Source organism: Desulfocicer vacuolatum DSM 3385 (assembly GCF_900176365.1).
Classification (GTDB): Bacteria; Desulfobacterota; Desulfobacteria; order Desulfobacterales; family Desulfobacteraceae; genus Desulfocicer; species Desulfocicer vacuolatum.
Window position 1 is genome coordinate 99,905 of sequence record NZ_FWXY01000012.1, and the last position, 23,039, is coordinate 122,943.

A 23,039-nucleotide genomic window follows, 5' to 3' on the forward strand; every position below is an offset into this window, starting at 1 on the left:
CAAAAAAAAGTGATATCAGATTTTTATCAAATAAACAATAAAGGTCAATGAAAATCATTGCCTGATATGAATCATTTCATCCAGCACCCGGCGCACAGCAGTGGCAAGCTCACTTCGCTCCAGGGGTTTTTCAATGCAGTGGGCGATCCCCATCTGTTTTAACTGCTCAACGCTTATTTCCTGTGCAATGCCGGTGCAAAGAATAATGGGGATTTCAGGGCGTATTTCAATGAGCGCCTTTGCCAACATCTTGCCATTCATTTCCGGCATGGTCATATCGGTGATCACAAGGTCAATGGCCATGGGATCGGATTGAAACAGGGCCAAGGCCTCCCGGGATGAAGTCACCCCCTTTACCTGATACCCCAAATTCCCCAAAATAACAGAGGCAATTTTAACAAGGGAAATTTCATCATCCACCACAAGGATGGTTTCCTCCCCCCTGGGAAGCTGTGCACAAACGGAAGAAGACTGCTCGGGCATTTCATCCGTTGCCGGAAAAAAGACCTTTATGGTGGTGCCTCTTTCCGGCTGACTCTCAATTTGCAACGTTGCATCATGGCTTTTCACAATACCGTGCACCACAAAAAGACCCATACCGGAGCCCTTACCCACCTCTTTTGTGGTAAAATAGGGATCAAATAATTTCTCTTGAATGGCAGAGTCTATGCCATGGCCGGTGTCACTGACTCGCAAAACCACATATTTGCCCGGTGTCAAACTGATATCCCCCCAACGCTGACTTTCCATTGAATCCAGCACCACGTTTTCCAGTCCAAGGGTCAATATCCCGGTGCCCTTTGCCTCCATGGCATGGGCCCCATTGGTACTTAAATTTATAATAATCTGCTGAATCTGGGTGGAATCGGCCTTAATGGGACAAATTTCCTTTGGCATCTCTGTCTTAATTTCAATGGTGGTGGGAATGGAGGCCCTTAAAAGATGTTCTGCCTCCTTTACAATTTTCCGGAGGTCCACTGTTTTTTTAGAAATATCACATTTTCGGCTGAAACTGAGCAGCTGATGAACCACATCCCTTGCTCTTAGCCCCGCTGTTTGAATTTCTTTAAGATTTTCCCGGGCAGAACTCCATTGGGGAACCTCATCCAGGGCAAGCTCCATATTGCCCAGAATGATACCGAGAAGGTTATTAAAATCGTGGGCAACCCCCCCGGCCAGGGTGCCAATGGCCTCCATTTTTCTTGCCTGTTGCAGCTCCTCCATCAGGCGACACCTGTCTGTGACATCAATAAGGGTAATGATGGCACCATGACTGAAAGGAGCAATACTGATATTTAAATAACGCTCTTTGTATTTGATTTCAGAAAAATCTTTTTGCTCATTTTTACGCATACACGCCATCAGCGCATTATACATATCCACAGAATGTTTCTCTGCATAATCCTTGTACATGACATCCCCCACGGCGGGCAGGGAGCCGTGGCGCTTTTTTCCGGCAAAATTATGCATCATAATCCGGGCATTTTTATCCACAATAATCGTCTGGATGGGGTTATGCTCAAACAAGGCCCGATATCGGGATTTGCTGTCAATCAACTGGGATTCCATGGCCTTGATCCGGGTCAAATCCAGATTTACTTCAATGGCTCCTTGAATGTTTCCTGCATCATCCTTCACCGGAGCTGTGAAAGTGGATACCACTCTTTTTTCTCCATCAAAGGCATCAATTTCAAGCAACTCCCCGGCAATTGTGATGCCCTCTGTGATGGTTCGGTATAATGGCCTGTCCTTGACAGCCATGTTCACACTGGAGCCAAGCCTGCGTGATTTAAAAATATCAAATTCAGCAACATCCACCAGGGGAAGTTTTCCCCATATTCGCCCGGCCTCGGGGTTGCCTTTTATCAATTTGCCGTTTTTATCGGCCAGCCACAGCCCCACCGGCAAAATTGAAAACACCTTGCGAAAAAGATTTTCACTGTAAATCAATTTCTTCTCAGCGCGTTTTCTGGAGGCAATTTCCCGTTTAAGCTGCCGGTTCCATAAAAAAAAGAAAATACCCAGACAGGTTCCCAAGGTACCGCCAATCCACAAAAGAACTTCCCCGGGAGATAGAACCACACTGCCGAATTTAATTTCAAGGAAAGCCCGGCAAGGGGAAGGCCAAAGAAAAAATAAAGCGCAAATATAAATCAAAACATATTTTTTATTTTTAAATTTTTCCACTGAACTTACTCCACAAGGTCCATGAATTTTCTTGAGCAGATACAATGAATCTGCTACATACCCGTTCAAACACAGTGCATTTATTTGGGATTAACAATATAACGGATCACCATATACCAGGAGAAATTTATATGCAACCCAGCAACACCCGGGTGATAGAAGCCGCAGCATACATTAAAGAAAAAATATCCCACCTGCCCAGGGTGGGATTTCTCACCGGGACAGGCCTGGGAAGCAGCACCGGGAATATTGCCGTGGAAACCGCCCTGCCCTACTCCCAGATCCCCCATTTTCCAATTTCCACTGTGGAAAGTCACACCGGACAATTACTCCTGGGCACCCTTGCAGGCACCCCCATCATGGCCATGCAGGGGCGGTTTCATCTCTATGAAGGATACTCTCCGGCCCAGGTCACTTTTCCGGTGAGGGTCATGCAGGCACTGGGGATAAAATATCTGATTATCAGCAACGCTTCAGGGGGACTTAATCTTGATTTTTCACCCGGCCGGATCATGCTCATCACCGACCACATTAACCTCACGGGACAAAATCCTCTGCAAGGACCCAATAACGATGACTGGGGCATACGCTTCCCGGACATGACCCGGGTTTATGATACCTTTCTTGCTGATCTGGCCCGGAAAGCTGCTGAATCCAAAAACATTCCCCTGGCCCGGGGTGTTTATGCCGGACTCATGGGACCGTCCCTGGAAACCCCTGCAGAAACAAGATATCTGAAAACCATTGGTGCAGATGCCGTTGGTTTCTCCACCGTGATGGAGGCCATTGCAGGGGTCCATGCTGAAATGAAAATATTGGGTCTTGCCACCATCACCAATATCAACAACCCCGATGCACCGGAAAAAGCCACAGTGGAAGAGATCATTAAAACCGCTGAAAAAGCAGCAAAAAATGTAAACACCCTTATCACTGAAGTTGTGTCCGCACTGTAACCATAACCATGACAATATCCGGGAGAAAAAACCCATGGGAAAATTACCTGATAATATCACCACACTACTGAATAAAGAGGCCGGTGGATTTAATACCATGCTGGGACTCAAGTTCACCCATGTAACCATGGAGCGCCTCCAAGCAGAACTTGAAATCTCGGGAAAACACCACCAGGTATATGGCATTGTCCATGGGGGGGTCTATGCCGCCATTGCCGAAAGCATGTGCAGTGTGGGGGCTGTTATTAACGTGATGGGAGAAAATAAAAATGCCGTGGGCCTGGAAAACAGTACCACATTTCTCCGGGCCGTGCGTTCCGGAACCCTTCACTGCGTGGCAACTCCCCTGACCAGGGGCAGAAGAGCCCATGTCTGGGAAACCCGCATCCACGATGACCGGGACCGACTGGTGGCATCTGGCCGGGTTCGCCTGATGATACTGGCACCCAAAGATTCCCTGGCAGGAGAAGAAATTCAATTTGAAAATAAATCTGCGCTTCCGGACATATAAAAATCGGCACTTTATTTAAGAGCGACACCTGACATACAACCACTTGCCATGGCCCATCAATTGCTGCTGCATTTTGCACCACTCCGGTGCAAAACAAATCATATTTACGATGTCTCCGGTTTAATGTCAGCGCCCTTTTTACCCCTTGGTTGCCTGGGTGTCATCACATTGCCAGCCAGGGGGGGGCAGCATTCAAAAGATTCACACACAGTAATGATATCTCTAACAACCTATATTAATAACAAATTTTCAACACAACCTTTAAAAACAAAATCTTCACATTCCCAAGCCTACCCCTTATTTAACACATGCCAAATAAAATTTTTATTGTGCATCACCTTTCCGGCCCAATTCTTGATTTATAAATGAGCAACCCCTGATCACAGGGATCGCATTTCAGCCCTGTTTAAAAACCGGGGGGGCCAAGTGCAATCCCATGCGATTTCAGGTGATTTATCTATATTTTAAACAGGCGCTTAAGCCCGGGGAGGTATCCCATGAAAACCCACACAATAAAAAACAAAACCAAACAGGCTCCCATGGTCTTTGACATGACTTCAAACCAGTGTGTCTGGTCCAGGGCAGGCATTATGTCCCCCTTTCCCTGCATGAATGCATTTAACTGCTTTGATTGTCCCCTGGACAAAAAAATGCAGGAACGTGTCCAGAGCAAGCAGATGCACCGGCATCCGGCATGGCGCAATCACCTTCCCCATACAAGTGAACCGGTTATCACAGGTACGGACACAAAATGCAGACATATGCTCTCCGGCAGGGTGGCATACAAATACTGTATCCATAATTATGACTGCGCCACCTGCGCCTATCATCAGTTGATGGAGGAGGAAACCATCAGCCTTGCCGTTTCCCATGTGAACAAGGAGTATGCAGGCGGGTTCAGTCTTGCCCAACGATACTACTACCACCGAGGGCATACATGGGCCCGCATTGAATACGGGGGGCGTGTGCGTCTGGGTCTGGATGATTTTGCCACAAAATTACTGGGCCCCATGGATTTGCCCGATCTTCCGGCCCTGGGAACCGCCGTGCAGCAGGGAGAACCGGGTATTGGTATTGCCAGGGATGAATTAAAAGCCGAAGCACTGTACCCCATGGAAGGAATCGTTGTTGCCATAAACCCCACCATCAGACAAAAGGGTATGGTGAACAAAGATCCCTATGGAGAGGGATGGCTGATGATCATTGAGCCCACAAAACTTAAAATGAATCTAAAAAATCTTATCTTTGGAGAAGAGAGCATCGCCTGGATGGAAGAGGAAAGCAGCCGCCTTGCCGCCCTTGTTTCCCAAGAGACAGAATACAAACTGGCGGCCACCGGGGGACGGGCCGTCAACGATATCTATGGTCAAATACCTGAACTCGGATGGGATACACTGGTTAAATCGTTTCTTCTGACCCCATAACTCAATCATTGCCTGTCGGGGGCGGCACAATACGACCATTTCAATATTCCTTGTTGACAGAGCCAGCTCAGAATACGGGCTGCCCATGGCAGTGATACCCGCCGGAACATAATCACCGTTTGGTAATTGCGTTTAAGCGCACTTTGCATTCATTGCACAGGACTGGGCTAAGGGTATCGAGTTTATCAAGTCCCACGGAAAAATTCATGATACACCGGGAACTTTTACAATGGGATAACCCCATAAGATGGCCGGTCTCATGGATGGCTATTTTGGAAAGCCGTGTGTAAACCAGGGATTTTTCAGGGATAATCCCATTGCATGGCAGTTGCAGCCGGTGGGTGGAAATAACTGCGGCATTCCCCCCGATCCGGGCTTCCCCAAAAACATAGGTTAAAAAAGGCAACGTGATATCCCGGGAAGTAATGCCCACCCGCTTCACCGGGCCATGGATATTTACAGCAAGGGATTTGATAATTTCAGCGGCATTGTACTGACTGCGATGGGAAAACACAGCTCCCCGGGGGGCCGGCCACGGGGCTGCCACATCCGTTGCAATATCAAAAACAGCCTGTATGTTGGCAGCAGCCACCCTCACTGCCACCGCATCAACAACACCCAGGGGAATCAGCGTAAAAAAACCCGGTGAACGGGGAATGTATTCATTGTCTGCTATTTTTTAATCCTGTATTTTTTAATTTTTCTTGAAAGGGTGCCGCGATCAATATTGAGAAGTTCGGCACATTTGGAGACATTGCCCCCACAGGCACCAAGGGTATGTTTAATATGAGAGGCCTCCACATCGCTCAGTCGGATAAGATCTTTTTCCAGGCCCCCTTCCCCCGGCAGCTGCCTTTCAGGCCGTAAGAAAGTCAACAACGATTTTTTTACGGTGGGCTCTTTACATAACACCACAGCCCTTTCCATGACATTTTTAAGCTCACGAACATTGCCCGGCCAGTCATATTTTGTTAACAACTCAAAGGCTTCAGGAGAGAGCCCCTCAACGTTTTTTCCCATTTCCCGGGAAAATTTTTCCAAAAAATGCAATGCCAGCAAAGGTATATCTTCGATTCTATCCCTTAATGGCGGAATGTCAATATTAATGACATTGATTCTGAAATAAAAATCCCGGCGAAAGGCCCTGGATTCAATCAGTGCCGAGATGTCCCGATGGGTGGCACATATCAAACGAAAATCACTGTGAATCTCCTGACTTCCCCCCAATCTGAAAAAAGTTTTTTTTTCCAGTACCCGCAAAAGGGTCACCTGCATCCGGGGGGATATTTCTCCCACCTCATCAAGGAAAAGCGTACCGGTATCAGCAAGTTCAATGCGCCCCCTTCTCACCTGGGTGGCTCCGGTGAACGCCCCCCGTTCATGGCCAAACAGTTCACTTTCCAGAAGAGTTTCAGTGACAGCCCCACAATTAATGGCCACAAAGGGAGAAAAAAGACGCTTACTTCGCAAATGGATGGCCCGGGCCACCAGTTCTTTTCCTGTTCCTGTCTCTCCGGTGATGAAAACCGGGGTATTGCTCTGGGCAATATCTTCTATTTGTTGAAAAACGGCCCGCATGGCACTGCTTTGGCCTAACAGGTCCTCCATCCACACGTCTTCCTGTTCAGATAAACACCTTCGTAATCGCTGATTTTCGTCCTTTAATGCTCTCTGGGCCGCCAGTTTTTCAATCAACACAATTAACTGCTCAGGATCAAAGGGTTTTAAAAGATAATCGCTGGCTCCCTGCTTCATTGCCTTGATGGCAGACTCAATGGAACCATAGGCGGTGATCATCACCACCATGACCTCCGGATACGCTGTTTTAATCTCCCGGAGCAGTTCAAGGCCGTCCATACCGGGCATTCGCATGTCCACCAACACAAGCTGTGACAGGTGTTTTTCCAGGGAATCAAGGGCATTTGGGCCGGATGACGCCGTTGTCACCCGATATCCTTCCCGGACCAGCCAGGCAGACAGGGATTCTCGCATGGCCTCTTCATCATCAACAATCAAAATTTCAAATTCATTCATTTATCTTTTTTTCCTCCGGCATCGGATGCATTGGTGTGTGCGGGCAAAATAATGCGAAAGGTGGTTCCTTTATTCAATTCACTTTCCACGGAGATGTGTCCATTGTGTGCCTTGATAATGCCATACACCATGGCAAGCCCCAGTCCCACACCGCTGACTTCGGTTTTTGTGGAAAAAAACGGCTCAAAAATTTTATCCATATTTTCATTGGGGATTCCCACGCCGGTATCTGTAACCGTCACCCACACCCCCGGTGGCATCTCATTTATGCCGGCTTTAATGGTAAGTTCTCCTCCCCGGGGCATGGCTTCCATGGCATTAAAAACAAAATTGGTGAAACATTGCTGGATCTGGGTGTAGTCCCCCAGCACCTCCAGGGGGATGGGCTCAAAGTCCAGAATTAATTTAATATTGGACAGCATCATCTTGTGCTGGGTGAGTGCCACAATGCGCTGGAACATCTCTGTTAGATCAATTTTTTTGGTCTCCATCTGTTGCTGCCGGGAAAAGGAGAGCAAATTACTGACGATTTTACCGCACCGCTGGGCCTCCCGCACGGTCAAGTGTAGATATCGTTTAAAATCCTCCAGCTCCCGGTGCGTGGGGGGACCCTGCTCAATTATTTTAAGAATCAACTTATTAAAATTAATAATGGAGCCAATGGGATTATTGATTTCATGGGCCACAGAGGCCACCATTTTACCAAGGGATATGATTTTATCCTCGTGCACCAGCCTTGCCAGATCATTTTTAATGGCCCGGGTTTTATGATCCAGGCGATCATTCATTTCAGCGGTGATATCCCTGACAACCTCCAGGACCTGGACAATCTGGCCTTTGTCATTAAAAATGGGAAAGGTACTTACATCGCAATATCGCTCCTTGTCATGGTGGATATGTTCATGTATGGCATGGGCCGACTGTCCTGTTTTTAAAGTTTCTTTCATGGGACAGGGACTTTCCGGGCTGTCACAGGGTGTAATGGCATTATGGGAAATCTGAAAGCAGTAACGCCCAAGGACCTCGTCTTTTCGCAATCCTATCTTTTTCAATGCAGATTCATTGATCCACACCACTTTATAATGGGTATCAATAACCATGGCCCCCACCACAGTGACCTCGGCCAGGGCCTGGATAAAGGAATGATTCAAGCTCAAGGCTTCCTTTTGCCGGGCAATCTGCTGGGTTGAGGTGAACACGTCCTGCACAATTTCCTGGAACAGTCGGGAGGCAATGTGGTTGAGAACAGGCAGGTCTTCAGGGGTGGCTTTATTTAATTCATGGGAAAACTCAATATTGCCGGTGAGATTAAGGATCAACTCAAGGCCGGGTATGTCAAAAAGATCCCGGTACCTGGCAGTGGTGAATATCCCCTTTTTCCGGGCATACTCAAACCCCACGGCCCGGGTGTGGACATCGGCGATGCCTGCAATGTCAACGTGCAGGCGATTGAGTTTTTTTAATTCCATGAGCTGCAAAAAGGAGAGGCATCGCCGCCCGCCGCCCACAATGGCGATTTTAAAGGTATGAGAAGCACTTTCGTCCTGAAACGGCATGATCCATCCTCCATGAATTTTGATATTAAAAAGTATAGCAAGAAATCTGAATCGAATAAAGATTCTTTTTGGACTTGACATGAAACAATGCATATGGTTATTAAAGTTATAATACAAAACAGTGTTTCACATCATAAAACAAAAAAACAGAGGCGTGTGACGGTATGAACTTAAAGCAAGATAAGGTCATGGATCTTACAACGGCTATCAACACTTATGTAAAAGACCGGTGTCATCTTTCCCTGGGGGGATTTACCATTAACCGAAACCCCATGGCCGCCGTGTATGAAATCATCCGGCAACGGGTAAAAAACATTCATTTATATGCCCATTCCAACGGTCAGGGGGTGGATGAACTCATTGGGGGCGGATGCGTCTCCCACCTGGAAATCGCCTATGGGGGCAGCGGCAAATTCGCATCCACCTGCATCCGATTTCGCAAGGCTGTGGAAGAAAATCTTCTCCAGGTGGAAGACTACACCAATTATCAAATGACCCTGCGTTTTCTGGCCGGGGCCATGGGTGTTCCTTTTCTGCCCTGCAGATCTTCCATGGGCACTGATATTGTTAACAAATGGGGCTTTTCCCAGGAAATGAGAAAAACATCGAAAAAATTACCCGATGACAAGCTAACCATCATGGACAACCCCTTTTCAGGATGGCTGGACACAGAAAAAGTGGTGCTGGTACCGGCCATCCAGCCAGATGTCACCATCGTCCACGTTCAAAAAGCCGATAAACGCGGAAATTGCCGGATACAGGGGCTCACCTTTGCCGATGCAGAACAGGCCAAGGCTGCAAAGCATCTCATTGTCACCTGTGAAGAGCTTTACGACAATGATGAATTAAAAACAGACTCAGACCAGAATCAGATTCCTTTCATCCATGTGGATGCCGTTGTCCATGTGCCCCACGGGGCATATCCCACGGCATGTTACCACCATTATGATTATGATCCCAACTACTTAAAGGCCTATGCAAAAAAAGCAAAGGATGACACCCTCCATGGCGAATATCTCAAAGAGATGATCCATGGATGCCAAACCCAGCAAGATCTCATTGCCAAAACCGGGCCGGAACAGATGGCTGCCATTGCCGCAGACCCTCAAACCGGTTATGCCAGAAACCTTGATAGAAAATAGGCGCACAGGCGGATCGTATTCTGATCCGGTTCTGCCCACAACAAAGCTTGAAATACACCCCTGATTCACGGAGTATTTCATATAAAAAAGGAATCTAAAATGGAATATACGTTAAAAGAAATGATGGCCATCACTGCGGCCCGGGAGATCAAAAATGAAGATATTGTCTTCTGTGGAACCGGCATCTCCATGCTGGCAGCCATGGCAGCCAAGAATATCAATGCCCCGGAAAGTGTTATTTTTTTTGAAACCGGAGCCATTGACTCCAAACTGGAAGAAATTCCCCTGGCGGTGGGAGATCCCCGGGTGATGTACCACACCTCTGCCAACGGAGGACTCCTGGATTCCTTTGCCACCATGCAAAATGCCATCACAGGACAGCATGTGGTGGGAATTCTCGGAGCGGCCCAGGTGGATAAATTCGGTAACCTCAATTCCACGGTGATCGGTGATTATGAGTCACCCAAAATTCGATTCTCCGGCAGTGGCGGGGGTTGTGATGTGGCATCTTTTGTTCCCCGAAGCATTATTTTCATGCAGCATGAGAAGCGTAAATTTGTGAAAAAACTTGATTATCTCACCAGCCCGGGTTATCTTGACGGCCCGGATGGACGAAAAAACGCGGGCCTTATTCCCGGAGGACCGGAACTTGTCATCACCAACATGGGGGTCATGCGGTTTGATGACACCACAAAACAGATGTACCTGGCTGCCTTTTATCCCGGCATAACACCGGAACAAATTCTGGACAAAATGGAATTTTCCGTGGATACTTCCCGGGCAGAAGAAGCAACCCCCCCCACTGCGGAAGAACTGACTCTTTTAAGGGAAAAATGTGATCACCAGCGATTGATACTATCTTAAAAGACCATGTTGCCGTTGTGGGTGGCAAAAGCACACCGGGATATGTCAAATTTCCATGGATATTCAAGACCGGCTTTTCCGTTCCACGGCAGGTGCCATGTGCGGAAAAGCACCTTTTTGCATCATTATTTTATCGGAATAAAAAACCGTTTTCCAATGAAAATTCCCGAACCGCACCAATCAGGGACTCAATACATTTATTGCGATGGACGTCATTGGAAAAACGAATTTCCGGAATGGCCAGACTCAACACAGCAATCGCTTTTCCCCGGTGATCCATAATGGGGGCGCTCAAAGAACCCAGCCCCGGGGTTCTTTCCCCCAGGCTGCCGGCAAACCCCTCTTGCCTTATCTGGGACAGTGCCTGCTCTAAGGAGGTCCGTTCCACCAATGTGTTTTCCGTCAAACGGGTAAGGGGCGTGAGGTCCAGATAGGTTTCAATAAACTCAGGTGAAGAAAATGCCAGCAAACATTTGGCTGAAGCACCGGCATGGAGAGGGGATCTATGCCCCAGGGGCATGCCTGCCCGCAGGGCCCTGGAGGACTCCAGGGTATCAATGCAGATGCGATGCCCATCCTCAACTATATTCAGATGAACCGTCTCCCCGGTTTCCGCTGCCACCTGTTCCATGTATTTCCGGGCACCCCGGGTCACCTGGTTAACATGCTGAAGGGGTTCTATGAATTTATAAAACACATTACCCAGATGATACTGACGGGTCTGGCTGTCCTGTTTAACAAATCCGTAGGTTTTGTAGGTCTGTAGAATCCGCTGAACCGTTGCCGGACTGAATCCGAGTTTCTGGCTCAACTCCCGCACTCCCCAGCTGGATTTATCTTCACTGAATGCCAGAAGCGTCAAAATCGATTTTTCAATGGCATTATATTTTTTATGATCATTGTTTTGTTTCATATTATAAAACACTGTTTTTTAGAACCAAACTGTCATACTCAAAAAAAAATGTCAAGAAAAGATCGCCATCCTTCACATAACCCAAAAAGTAGTTTACACTTTGTTGGAAACTTAACCCTTAAAATGGGATATTGGATATGATTTTCAAAGCAGAACAACTTTACTGGAATGCCGGGGAAAAAAATCAATTAAAACTGGACTGGAAACGATTCAGTAAATCCCTTTTAAATGCCTCACCCAACGGCATTGCAGCCCTGGACATGACCTTGAAAATCATGATTTCCAACCAACTGGCCCAGACGGGGCTGGATCTGTTCCCCGGTGCCATGCTCTCCACCACCCTGCCCGATCTTTCCAAGCATGCCCAACAGGTCCTGAAAGCCGATAAAGCCGCAGAAGGTATCATTATTAATAGAAACAACGTCCGTTATTCTGTGCTTTTGAACCCCATCCGCCACCGCAATGCAATGTTGGGAATATTTTGCATATTCCAGGATATGACGGCCCTGGAAAAAATCACCTCACAAATGCAATCTTTCCAGGATCTTTCCATGGAACTTGATACCATCATTGATTCCAGCAACGACGGACTATGGATTTGCGATGGAGAAGGAACCATACTCAGGCTCAATCCAGCCTCTGAATATCTCACCCATGTGAAATCAGATGAGGTTCTGGGCAGAAATATATCAGAACTGGTGGCCGAAGGACTCATTGACCAGTCTGTCACCCTTGAAGTGCTTAAAACCCAAAAAAAGGTCAGCATTCTCCAGCAAACCCGCCACGGTAAAATACTTTTTCTCACGGGCAACCCTGTCTTTGATTCCAACGGCAATCTGTTCAGAGTGGTTGTAAACGAAAGGGATATTACTGAAATCAAGAGTCTCCAGGAAGAGCTGGAAGAAAAGGTGGCCTTAAACAACCAGTATCGCCAGGATCTGCTGGAGATGCAGATTGAAGAGATGGAATCACGACAAATCATTGCAAAAACCCCTGAATATATAAATATTATTCAACAGGCCGTAAAACTTGGCACAGTGGATTCCACGGTATTGATTTTGGGCGAATCCGGCACCGGAAAAGGAGTGGTGGCAGATCTTATTCACAAATATTCCCCCCGGAAAAACCATCCCATGATCAAGCTCAATTGCGGCTCAATCCCCGAATCCCTGGTGGAAAGCGAGTTGTTTGGCTATGAAAAAGGGGCCTTCACCGGTGCGGGCAAAGGGGGTAAACCGGGTAAATTTGAAATGGCACATAAGGGCATTATTTTTCTGGATGAAATTGCAGAACTGCCCCTTTCCTCCCAGGTAAAACTGTTGCGGTTTCTGGAGGATGGACAGATTACCCGGGTGGGTGGAACCGTCAGCCAGAAAGTGGATGTTCGGATTGTGGCAGCCACCAACCGGAATCTTAAAAAAATGGTGGCCCGGAAACAATTCAGAAGTGATCTGTTTTACCGCCTCAATGTCATTCCCCTGACCATGCTCCCCTTGCGCAAGCGAAGGGATTGCATCTTACCCCTGATCAACCATTTTACAGATCAATTCTGCCGACGGTATGGTAAAAAAAGGGTTATGTTTTCCCGGGAAGCCATGAGTGCCATGCTGGAGCACCCCTATCCCGGCAATGTCAGGGAAATGATCAACATATGTGAACGGGTGGTGGTGATGTCCCAGGATGGACATGTCAATCTGGAAGATCTGCCGGCAAGTGTCAGGGAGGGCGTGGCAAAAGGTCCCCTGGGGGGTGAGGTGTGGCATCCGGGGCAGACACTCAAAGAAAGAATGGATGCCCTGGAAAAAGAGATTCTTGAAAAAGCCCTGAAATTCCATGGCACCCAGGCTAAAATGGCCCATTCTCTGGGACTGAACCAGTCCACTGTGGCCCGTAAGTTGAAAAAGCACCTCCTGAAATGAGACCATTTCGGCACACTTCACAACACCGGGCATTGGGATGACACAGCCTGCCGGCTCTGCCACCCCGATTTATTGATAATTCAGTTGATTTTTCAGTTTTCAGTCAACGGGAATACCCTTGGGATCCCATCCCCTGAGTTTGTAATAATCCTGAACCAGATAATTCATATCCGCTTCGGTGATGCCTTTACCGGTTTCAAGCTTTTCTTTTAAAAATCGCTTGGGCAATTGATCATCGGCCATGGTCAGCCCTTCCCTTAAGTTGAACCGCCGGGTATCATCGGTGATTCGGGCTGCCACAGCTTTAAGATCAGATTTGGAAAATTTTTCGCCGGTGGTCATTTCAAAAACAGCGGCCAACTCCTCCCAGGTATAAAAATCCCTGTAAAACCGACAAAAGATAATGGCATCAAACAAAGTACATCGGTCCTCAAAATCAAGGAACATTTCAGCCTTGTCCTCCAGCTGATCCGGATCAATCATACCGGCCAGTTCAGGTTTATAAAAGGTGCTTCTCAAATGACAGGCCCCCCGGGGACTGATGGCATAGGCAAGGCCCATTCCCTTTAACACCCTGGGATCATATCCTGCCGGTTCAAGACCCTTGACATGGATGGCCACATCTTCCATATCCAGCTCCACACTGGCCGTTTTAATACCCTCGGCAATGAGGCCCCCCAATCCTTCCCTGCGGGCAATTTTATAAAGAAGATCTGCCACAACTTCGGCATCGCCATAGGGAAGATTTTCTTTTATTTTACCCCGTTGGGATGCTTCAATGGCAAGGGCCGCAAGGTTACCGGCACTCATGGTATCCATGCCCAGGCGATCGCAGATGTCGTTGAGCCACACAATGTCCTCAATGCTGTCAATCATGCAAAGACCGCCAAAGGCATAGATGGTTTCATATTCAGGACCTTCCAGCTGAAGCCCTTTGTGACGACCTTCTTTGACTGTGACAAATTTACCACACCCCATGAAGCAGGTTTTACATGACCTTGGTTTGGGGTCCAGGCGCTCCTTCATGCTCTGGGCATTAATCTTTTCCCAGTGCTCGCATTTCCCCTTGGACCAGTATTTTGTGGGAAAGGCACCGGCATTGTTTAAACCGGCCACCATCACAGGGGTTCCCTGGGTTCTGTAGGTATTTGTGGCCACATGATCCTTAAGTTCCCGGAGCATATCCTTTGCATATTTTTTAATTTTATCAGGATCATGAAATTCCCGTCGGCAAGATCCATGGAACACCATGGCTTTCACCTTTTTAGACCCCAAAACAGCCCCCATGCCGCAACGTCCGGCCGATCGCCAATAATCGTTTTCCACCACGGCAAACCGCACCAGATTCTCTCCGGCAGGCCCGATGACCAAAGCGCCGCAGCCTTTGACACCGCACCGTTCCTTGACAAGGTCTTCGGTTTCATAACTCTCTTTTCCCCAAAGATCATCCGCATCGTGGAATTTAACCTCTGTATCAGAAATCTCCAGCCACACAGGATGATCCGAGGCCCCCTTTAAAATCACAAAATCATATCCGGTACGACTCATGGAGATGGCAACGCTTCCCCCGGAATAGGATTCCCCATAAAAACCGGTGAGGGGCGATTTGGTGTAAATACCATACCGGCAACTGCCGTAAAGCCTGCTGTCCGTTGCAGGGCCAAGTCCCATGATAAAGCTGTTATCAGGGGACAGGGCATCCACCTGGGGGGGATTATGTTCCAGCAGCAGCCTGGTTCCCAGACCTTTGCCGCCCATATATTGTTTAAGGACCTCTTCTTTAATGGGTTCTATTGTCACTTCCTGACTGCTCACATCAATGATAATGAGACGCTTGAAAAAACCTTTCATAGTGCTTCCTTATCCGGTGAAAACCGGCTTTAGAGAATCCGCCGTTAGTAATCTGGCGTTCTTTAAAAAAATCACATTTTCTTGCCGTCCCATGGACCGGGCAAACGAAAAATCCAGAATGACGGACACCTTTATCATAATTTGGTGGGGGCAGGCATTATAACATCCCAGGACCCATTATTTCAAAAAAGGTATGGAGTGCCCCGTGTTGTAACCGAGTAAACGGGCTGGAGACCGATTCATCAACCAACCGGCCCGTGATCTATTTTTTTTATGTGAAAAGGCAGCCTCCAAGGCAAGCTAAGGCAGAGCCGCCACCCGATGGGAAATAGGAACCGGACAATTGAGCTGTCTACAGTTCCGGTGGGACCATTGCCCATCGAGGGGCGGCGGTATAATACCATTTTCAATTTTCTTTGTGGGCAGAACCGTATCAGAATGCGGTCTGCCCTTGAGGTTTATTTACAGACTTCTTCCAGACTTTCCTCAAGAATGGAAAGGCCCTTATCCAATTGCTCATCAGTGATAACAAAGGGCATCAGGGTTCGAATAACATTGCCAAAGTTACCGCAGGAAAGAACAATCAAGCCCTTGTCATAACAGATCTGGATCAATTTTTTGGCCTGTTCCGTGGCAGGCTCTTTGGTTTCTCTGTCTTTAACAAGTTCCAGGGCCAGCATGGGGCCCTTGCCCCTTACTTCACCAATGATTTCATGGGATTTCTGCATGGCGGTGAATCGTTCCCAAAGGGTTTCACCCAAGGCTTTGGAACGTTCCATTAATTTATCTTCAAATAAAACCTCAAGTACGGCAAGGGCTGCACTGCAGGAGATGGGATTACCGCTGTAAGTTCCACCAAGACCGCCGGCGTGGGGAACATCCATGATATCTTTTCGACCGGTTACGGCACTAAGCGGCATACCGCCTGCAAGGCTCTTGGCCTGGGTGACAAGATCCGGTTCAATACCCCAGTGCTCAATGGCAAGGAACTTACCGGTGCGACCGGCACCGGCCTGGACTTCATCAATGATAAGCATGATGCCGTATTTTTTACAAATTTCAGCAAGCTTAGGAAAGTATTCCGGCGGTGGTGTCACAAAACCGCCTTCTCCCTGAATGGGTTCTGCAATGACGGCTGCAGTGAAATCAGGATCCACGTTGGTGATGAAATATTCTTCAAGATAATCTGCACAATAAGTATTACACTGGGGACGCTTCAGACCAAAGGGGCAGCGATAGCAGTAGGGATAAGGCATGCGATAGATTTCCGGGGCAAAGGGGCCAAATCCATATTTGTAAGGTTTTACCTTACTTGTCAGGGACATGGTGAGCAGGGTCCTGCCATGGAAACCGTTTTCAAAACAGATAATGCCCGGACGTTTGGTGGCATATCTTGCAATTTTAACGGCATTTTCAACGGCTTCAGCACCACTGTTGGCAAACATGGTCATCTTTTCAAAATCACCGGGAACCAGGTGGTTCAATTTATCAGCCAATTCCACATAGGAGTCATACATGCCCACGTGAAAACAGGTATGAATGAATTTGTCTGCCTGATCTTTTATGGCTGCCACCACCTTGGGATGACAATGCCCCACATTGTTGACACCGATGCCACCGGCAAAATCAATGAAATCACGACCGTCAACATCGGTCATCACAGCACCGGATGCATGGCTGATAACAGCCGGAGTGATGTTGGCAGGTCCCTGGGGAACACTGTTTTTACGCATAGCCATAAACCGATCATACTTTTCTGAACTCATGTTATTTATCTCCCATACTGAATTAATGATCAATGACACATTTTGTGGGCCGATGGCATGGAAATTAAGATCAACACACAAAACCTGTCATCGAGTGAAAATAATGATGCAATTGTGGGACGTTGTCATCCAGCGATAACATATCTCAGGGAAGTCATTGGACTTACCCAAACGAATGTCGTTTTGTTAACGATAAAAGCAAAAAAGATGCCATATGAGATATAATAATATTCTCGATTAAAGACGGGTCCGCCCGTGGGCGGTATATGGCATATATAGCTGTAATCATCCCATATATGAAGAGCCAAAACATATAATTTCGTTAGAAAGGGAAAGGAGAGCGAAGAATCAACAAAATAATAATGATTCCTGTTTTGGCGAAAAAACAATGCGCATTTGCATAAAAATGCAATTTTGCATATACAAAAAGAAAAATCCCGCCACAAACGAACAAATAATCTGTAATTAATAAACGTTATGATTTGAAAAATAATTTCGTATGCCTGGGAGAGGATGGAATCAATAAAATAATATGCAATTATGCATATATAAACATCTTCACATAAAACATTTCTCGATCTAAAACGCCTGTAAATAAAGATCCTGCTGCTAAAAACAATATGGTATATAGCTTGCATAAGAAGCATGTACTTAGGCCATCGACCATGGTTAATGCAATGTGCCGGTCAAAAGGCAGGAATCCCACAGGCAAAACAACCTTGGTCACTGACTCAAAACAATTTAAAAGGGAGAAGAAACACCATGTTAAAACGGCGAATAAATCTTTTTTTGAGAAATACTCTCTTCGCTATGATGCTTTCTATCATTATAACCGGATTTGGCACAGGATTTGTAAATGACGCCCATGCCGCGAAAAAATTCAAATTCACCATGCAAAATATGTTTTCCCTGAACCATCCCATCACCGTTGCCGTGGCAAAGATGGCAAAAGAAGTAAAAAAGAACACCAACGGACAGGTTATCATCCAGGTGCTTCCCTCCGGCGCCCTCATAAAAGGCCCCAACATTTTTGAAACTGTTGGAAACGGTGCCATTGACATGGGTACCACCTGTTCCTGCTACCATGGCGGCATCCTTCCCGTTGCAGCCACTGCCTTTGCCCTTCCCGGTGATCCCAGGGGTGTTGATCAGATCCTTGAATTCATCTACGACGAAGAGGTCTTAAAATTTTACAGGGATGCATATGCCAAGGTCAATGTGTTCTACGGTGCGCCCCTTGTCATGGACGGTTATACCATCGTCTCCAAAGAACCCATCACTTCCTGGGAAGACTTAAGCAAGCTTAAGGTTCGCGCTTCCGGTACCATTGCCAAAACCCTCCAGAAAATGGAAGTTCCCACGGTATTCATTCCTTTTTCTGAAATCTATGTGGCCCTTTCCAGAGGTACCATTGATGCTGAAATCAGTGGCAGTCATACGGAAAGTTACCTGGCAAAAACCTTTGAGGTTGCAAAATATCAGACAGTTCCCGATATTTCCGGTGCCCAGAACTGTGAAGTGATCATTAACCAGGATCGCTGGAATGAACTTCCTGAAAACCTGCAGGTTGCCTTTGAAAAAGAACTCAAAGCATGTTCCACACATGTAGCAGCCCTTTTTGCTGCCGAGAATCAGGTGGTCAGAGAGAAAATGGAAGCCCAGGGTGCTGAGTATGTTGAACTTCCCCAGGACGTTGTGAAAAAATGGATCTCAACGGCTGTGAGCATGTGGGATGAAGATCTTTCCAAGGATGAACTGTCTGCCCAGTACATCCAGCTTGTTAAAAAAGATCTTAAAAAGAGAGGCTACGACCTGTAAATTTCAGTTGCGACCTTTCCCACGGGAAAGGTCAGTTTTACGAAAATGTCAGGGGCAGGCCCCGGGTCTGTCCCTTTGCAAGGGAGATCTCATATATTTTTTCCCCGGCTGACAACATTTCATTTTTCATTACACAGGTTAATTTGTCATATTTTCCCCGGCCATTGCCTGTCATTACCGGGAAATATCATTTTCATCTCTTATTTCTGAATTTTATAATACTTTTAAAATCAGAAACGCCCTTGGTTCTGGCTTGGCCAGGTTAGGATTCACTATGCTACTTTTAAAAAAATTCATCAATATCATTGAAAAGATAAATGAGGCCATGGGAAAAGGTGCCAGTTATCTGATCTTTGTATTTATGACTCTCATGGTTTACGAAGTCATCGCCCGTTACTTTTTTGCAAGCCCCACCATCTGGGTCCACGAAATATGCGGCCAGCTTTTCGCAGGCTATGTCGCCCTCACCGGCGGATGGGTTCTTCTGGAAAAAGGTCATGTGGCTGTTGATATTATTTACCAGCATTTCCCCAAATCCGGAAAACTTTTCGCAGACATTCTCGTATCCTTTGTGGGATTTTTCATGTTTTCTATTCTTTTCTGGCAGGGATACAAATTTGCCTGGCACGCAGTTATAACGAATCAGCACTCACACACCATATTTGGCCCTCCCATGTGGCCGGTGAAAATGATGATTCCCGCAGGCGCATTGTTTTTTCTTTTACAGCTCACAGCTGATTTGGCAAAAACCATTGTCAAACACCAGGAAAGGAGTGTTCGATGAATCCCGGTTTAATAGTAGCTCTCATGTTCCTTGCCGTCATTGTTCTTTTTATTTTGAGAACACCGGTGGCCTTTACCCTGGGTGTGGTGGGTATTGGATTTCTCCTGCTCCTTAACGGGCCGCGATTCCTTATGATGCTGCCGCCGGCCATCCTTGAAACCATGACCAGTATCATCCTCCTGGCCATTCCATTATTTATTTTCATTGGGTGCATGCTGGAAAAGTCAGGCATTGCCGATGAAATTTTTGAAATGATCTATAAATGGCTGGGACCTGTGCCCGGCGGCCTTGCCATTGGTACGGTTTTTATCTGTGTGATATTTGCCGCCATGGTGGGCGTTGTGGGAGCCGCAACGGTGACCATGGGCCTCATCGCCCTTCCGGCCATGCTGAAACGAAATTACAAATCCACCCTGGCCATTGGATGTATTTCCGGTGGAGGTGCATTGGGATTTTTAATTCCCCCCAGTGTTACCATGATTGTTTATGCCTCTTTGTCTAACCTTTCCATTGGTAAAATGTTTCTGGCAGGGGTGATTCCGGGCTTTCTTCTGGCCGGTCTTTTCATGTCCTATATTCTCATCAGAAGTCTTCTTGATCCCACCCTGGCGCCGCCCATTCCTGTGGAAGAACGGGCCACCTGGGCAGAAAAATTTGCCTCCATTAAAAATCTTGCCATGCCCTTTGTATTGATTTTTTCCATCATGGGCACCATTTTTTCCGGTCTTGCCACCCCCACGGAAGCGGCTGCTGTGGGTGCTTTTGTCTCCATGGGTATTGTGCTGATCCGGGAAAAATCAGCTAAGAAGACCATGAAAGTGGTCACCGATGCCGCAGAAAAAACAGCTCTTTTAACCAGCATGGTATTGTGGATTATCATTGGATGTCTTGCATTCTCTGCCGTGGTCAATACACTGGGGCTGCCGCTTTTATTAAAAGATTTCATTGATGCCCTTGGTATCAACCGATGGGTGGTTCTTGTTGCCATGCAGCTTAGTTTTTTCATGCTGGGTATGGTTATGGATGATTTGCCCATTATCATGATCACCGTACCCATCTATGTGCCCCTGGTCACCCTGCTGGGATTTGATCCGCTGTGGTTTGGTATTCTCTTTATTGTGAATATGCAGATGGCCTACCTGACACCGCCCTTTGGATTTGTCCTCTTTTACATGAAAGGAGTGGTGCCCCCCCATATTACCATGGGGGATATTTACCGGTCGGTGTGGCCTTTTATAGGTCTTCAGGCCCTTTGTCTTTTGATCATTATTTTCTTTCCCCAGGTTGTTTTGTGGCTTCCTTCTGTGGTGGGGATGTAAAGTTGCCTGTCATTTAAAAAAACAAACGTTTTCATTTTTTTCAGCACAAAAAAGCCGCTGCATCACCTTCTCTGGTGATGCAGCGGCTTTTTCAACATGAATGGATTATGTTATGGGCTGGGCAATGTAAGCGTCCATGCCGGTTCAATGATCATTGCCTTGATAAATCCACATGGGCACTGTTCCACCGGCCCTTTTAAATCCGCATTTTTCATAAAAAGTAACGGCATCACCATCTGACGTGAGCATTTGTTGGTGAAAATCGGCATATTTTTCCTGAAGAACTGACATCATTTTTCCACCAACACCCTTACCTTGAAAGTCGGGGTGAACCAGCATATGGGGATAATAAACAACCAGACATCCATCGGAAATGGCATTGGCAATTCCCACCAGTTTCTCCCCTACCCATGCAGAAACAAGGGTATGGGAATTGGTCAAACCCTGATACAACAAGTCTGGTTTTTCTGCCGATGACCATTTATTCTTTATGTAAAGGTCCATGAGTTGATCTCTTGGGATGTCCCGTGATTCCGTGATAATTATTTCCATTGTTTAACAGTCAGCCTCCTTTTTATTATTTTTCAAAGCTTTGCAAAATACCGGAACATCTTTTCTGAACATTGTCAAGGAAATCATTCGGTGCTTTGCAGATCCAGCAAAGGCGTATGATTCCTTGAAATTTCTGAAAAAATTCAAACAAAAATCAAGGAACGTGTGAGATCTTTTGCTGTCAAATTATTTTATAAAACTACATTGTAGCGCTTGACTTTTATATGAGCTGAATTAATTTGATGCCCGCAGTATTAAGACCGACGCCACCGGCCCACCTTTTTGAGTCTCTGACGCCTTTTTCATTGAACCCTTAATTCATAATCCAGGTTCTGGCTATATTCCAGATACTTGGTGTTGTTTTATGGTTTTAAGCTTACTTTTTTAATACCACCATGGAGGAGACCTATGGCTGTTATTACCCTTTCCAGAGATATTTGCAGTAAAGGCGCATTAATTGCGGAGGAAGTTGCCCGGGAACTGAACTATGAATGTATTTCCCGAAAAATTCTCATGGAAGCATCAGATCAATTTAATATTCCGGAAGTACAATTTGCAAAGGCCATCCATGATGGACCGTCTGTATTTGAAAAAATTTTCCACGGTAAAGAAAAATACATTGCTTTTTTCCAGGCAGCCCTTTTGAACCATGTTAAAAAAAATAATGTGGTCTACCATGGACTGGGGGGGCAATTTTTCCTAAAAGGGATTCCCCATGTCCTGAAAACCCGGGTTATCATGGGTATGGACGCCAGGGCAGAAGAAAAGGCCCGGGAGGAGAATATCTCAAAAACATCGGCCCGCAGACTTCTTGCCAAGGATGATAAGGAACGATACAATTGGGGAATGCATGTGTACGGTGTTAATACGGGAAGCAATGATTTGTATGACCTTGTATTGCATCTTGATCATCTGACAGTATCTGATTGTGTATCACTGATTTGCAAAACAGCACAAAGCAACACCTTTTGCCCCACCCCTGAGTCCCAGGCACATATGGCAGATCTGGCCCTGGCCGCAAGGATTAAGGCCACCCTTATCGCAAATTATGCCAACATAGGGATAACTTCTTCCAATGGCCGGGTCAGCATTCATGTAAATGAGCTTGTGGATAATCCAGCCGGAACAAAACAAAAAATTCAAGATTGCATGGCCCATATTTCCGGCATTGAAAGTCTGAGCATTCACGTAAAATCGAATCTTATTCGATCGCCTTTTCACAATTCTTCTCCATCCATGCGTCACAGTGCATAGATTGGGTTTTTCAGAGCGGCAAGTTGAAGTATCCGTTGACCTACCAACCACTTGCTTTAAAAGCGTACGGCAACGTCCCCGGTGTTTTGCATACCCGAACAAGCTTTTCCCAAAAACTGTAATAAATTAAATTTATAAATTTTATTATGGGCAGACCCCATTTCCAATGCGATCTGCCCGTATATATCTCGT

Annotated in this window: 18 protein-coding genes; 10 read left to right on the top strand and 8 right to left on the bottom strand. The window is 46.6% G+C overall.

Annotated features, from left to right (window positions below; genetic code table 11):
- Positions 1–54 precede the first annotated feature (54 nt).
- Positions 55–2,082, bottom strand: a complete 2,028-nt coding sequence (locus tag B9A32_RS12100) for a PAS domain-containing hybrid sensor histidine kinase/response regulator (RefSeq protein ID WP_212637912.1) — start codon at positions 2,080–2,082, stop codon at positions 55–57.
- Positions 2,083–2,318: 236 nt separating this feature from the next.
- Here B9A32_RS12100 and B9A32_RS12105 point away from each other — a divergent pair, with 236 nt between their 5' ends.
- The 3 genes from B9A32_RS12105 to B9A32_RS12120 all read left to right on the top strand — a co-directional run bounded on the left by B9A32_RS12105 (position 2,319) and on the right by B9A32_RS12120 (position 5,075).
- Positions 2,319–3,140 carry a purine-nucleoside phosphorylase gene (locus B9A32_RS12105; protein ID WP_084069706.1) on the top strand — a complete coding sequence of 274 codons (822 nt, stop codon included), beginning with the start codon at positions 2,319–2,321 and terminating at the stop codon, positions 3,138–3,140.
- 34 nt (positions 3,141–3,174) lie between these two features.
- Complete coding sequence (locus B9A32_RS12110; protein ID WP_084069707.1) at positions 3,175–3,651, top strand: PaaI family thioesterase; 477 nt, start codon at positions 3,175–3,177, stop codon at positions 3,649–3,651.
- Positions 3,652–4,148: 497 nt separating this feature from the next.
- Positions 4,149–5,075: a glycine cleavage system protein H gene (locus B9A32_RS12120; protein ID WP_084069709.1), complete on the top strand. Its 927-nt coding sequence runs from the start codon at positions 4,149–4,151 to the stop codon at positions 5,073–5,075.
- A 112-nt stretch (positions 5,076–5,187) separates the two neighbouring features.
- Here B9A32_RS12120 and B9A32_RS12125 read toward each other — a convergent pair whose 3' ends face one another.
- The 3 genes from B9A32_RS12125 to B9A32_RS12135 form a co-directional block, all read right to left on the bottom strand.
- Positions 5,188–5,679, bottom strand: coding sequence for a matrixin family metalloprotease (locus B9A32_RS12125; RefSeq protein WP_212637913.1), 492 nt, complete (start codon positions 5,677–5,679; stop codon positions 5,188–5,190).
- 68 nt (positions 5,680–5,747) lie between these two features.
- A complete protein-coding gene (locus tag B9A32_RS12130; RefSeq protein ID WP_084069711.1) occupies positions 5,748–7,109 on the bottom strand; it encodes a sigma-54-dependent transcriptional regulator in 1,362 nt (453 codons plus the stop codon).
- Positions 7,106–8,665: an ATP-binding protein gene (locus B9A32_RS12135; RefSeq protein WP_170923807.1), complete on the bottom strand. Its 1,560-nt coding sequence runs from the start codon at positions 8,663–8,665 to the stop codon at positions 7,106–7,108. Before B9A32_RS12135 ends, B9A32_RS12130 begins: the two co-directional genes overlap by 4 nt.
- Before the next feature lie 164 nt (positions 8,666–8,829).
- Here B9A32_RS12135 and B9A32_RS12140 point away from each other — a divergent pair, with 164 nt between their 5' ends.
- Both B9A32_RS12140 and B9A32_RS12145 read left to right on the top strand, forming a co-directional pair.
- Entirely contained in the window at positions 8,830–9,807 is a 978-nt protein-coding gene (locus B9A32_RS12140) for a CoA transferase subunit A (RefSeq protein WP_084069713.1), read from the top strand.
- Positions 9,808–9,906: 99 nt separating this feature from the next.
- Complete coding sequence (locus B9A32_RS12145; RefSeq protein WP_084069714.1) at positions 9,907–10,671, top strand: CoA-transferase subunit beta; 765 nt, start codon at positions 9,907–9,909, stop codon at positions 10,669–10,671.
- Positions 10,672–10,801: 130 nt separating this feature from the next.
- Here the strand turns inward: B9A32_RS12145 and B9A32_RS12150 are convergent, their stop codons facing one another.
- On the bottom strand, positions 10,802–11,584 hold the full coding sequence (locus tag B9A32_RS12150; RefSeq protein ID WP_084069715.1) for an IclR family transcriptional regulator: 783 nt from the start codon (positions 11,582–11,584) through the stop codon (positions 10,802–10,804).
- A 137-nt stretch (positions 11,585–11,721) separates the two neighbouring features.
- Between B9A32_RS12150 and B9A32_RS12155 the strand changes: the two genes are divergently transcribed.
- Positions 11,722–13,503 carry a sigma 54-interacting transcriptional regulator gene (locus tag B9A32_RS12155; protein ID WP_084069716.1) on the top strand — a complete coding sequence of 594 codons (1,782 nt, stop codon included), beginning with the start codon at positions 11,722–11,724 and terminating at the stop codon, positions 13,501–13,503.
- 99 nt (positions 13,504–13,602) lie between these two features.
- On the opposite strand, the gene B9A32_RS12160 is transcribed toward B9A32_RS12155, so the two are convergent.
- Together B9A32_RS12160 and gabT are read right to left on the bottom strand one after the other, a co-directional pair.
- A complete protein-coding gene (locus B9A32_RS12160; protein ID WP_084069717.1) occupies positions 13,603–15,354 on the bottom strand; it encodes an aldehyde ferredoxin oxidoreductase family protein in 1,752 nt (583 codons plus the stop codon).
- Between the two features lie 458 nt (positions 15,355–15,812).
- Entirely contained in the window at positions 15,813–17,120 is a 1,308-nt protein-coding gene (gene gabT, locus B9A32_RS12165) for a 4-aminobutyrate--2-oxoglutarate transaminase (protein ID WP_084069718.1), read from the bottom strand.
- An 810-nt stretch (positions 17,121–17,930) separates the two neighbouring features.
- Between gabT and B9A32_RS12170 the strand changes: the two genes are divergently transcribed.
- From B9A32_RS12170 to B9A32_RS12180, 3 genes are all read left to right on the top strand, one after another.
- Entirely contained in the window at positions 17,931–18,938 is a 1,008-nt protein-coding gene (locus B9A32_RS12170) for a TRAP transporter substrate-binding protein (protein WP_232367141.1), read from the top strand.
- Between the two features lie 274 nt (positions 18,939–19,212).
- Positions 19,213–19,722 carry a TRAP transporter small permease subunit gene (locus B9A32_RS12175; RefSeq protein ID WP_084069720.1) on the top strand — a complete coding sequence of 170 codons (510 nt, stop codon included), beginning with the start codon at positions 19,213–19,215 and terminating at the stop codon, positions 19,720–19,722.
- Complete coding sequence (locus tag B9A32_RS12180; protein ID WP_084069721.1) at positions 19,719–21,041, top strand: TRAP transporter large permease; 1,323 nt, start codon at positions 19,719–19,721, stop codon at positions 21,039–21,041. Before B9A32_RS12175 ends, B9A32_RS12180 begins: the two co-directional genes overlap by 4 nt.
- Positions 21,042–21,185: 144 nt before the next feature.
- Here the strand turns inward: B9A32_RS12180 and B9A32_RS12185 are convergent, their stop codons facing one another.
- Positions 21,186–21,593 (bottom strand): GNAT family N-acetyltransferase, encoded by a 408-nt coding sequence (locus B9A32_RS12185; RefSeq protein WP_084069722.1) that lies wholly within the window; start codon positions 21,591–21,593, stop codon positions 21,186–21,188.
- A gap of 408 nt (positions 21,594–22,001) precedes the next feature.
- Between B9A32_RS12185 and B9A32_RS12190 the strand changes: the two genes are divergently transcribed.
- Positions 22,002–22,847 (top strand): cytidylate kinase-like family protein, encoded by an 846-nt coding sequence (locus B9A32_RS12190; RefSeq protein WP_084069723.1) that lies wholly within the window; start codon positions 22,002–22,004, stop codon positions 22,845–22,847.
- Positions 22,848–23,039 lie beyond the last annotated feature (192 nt).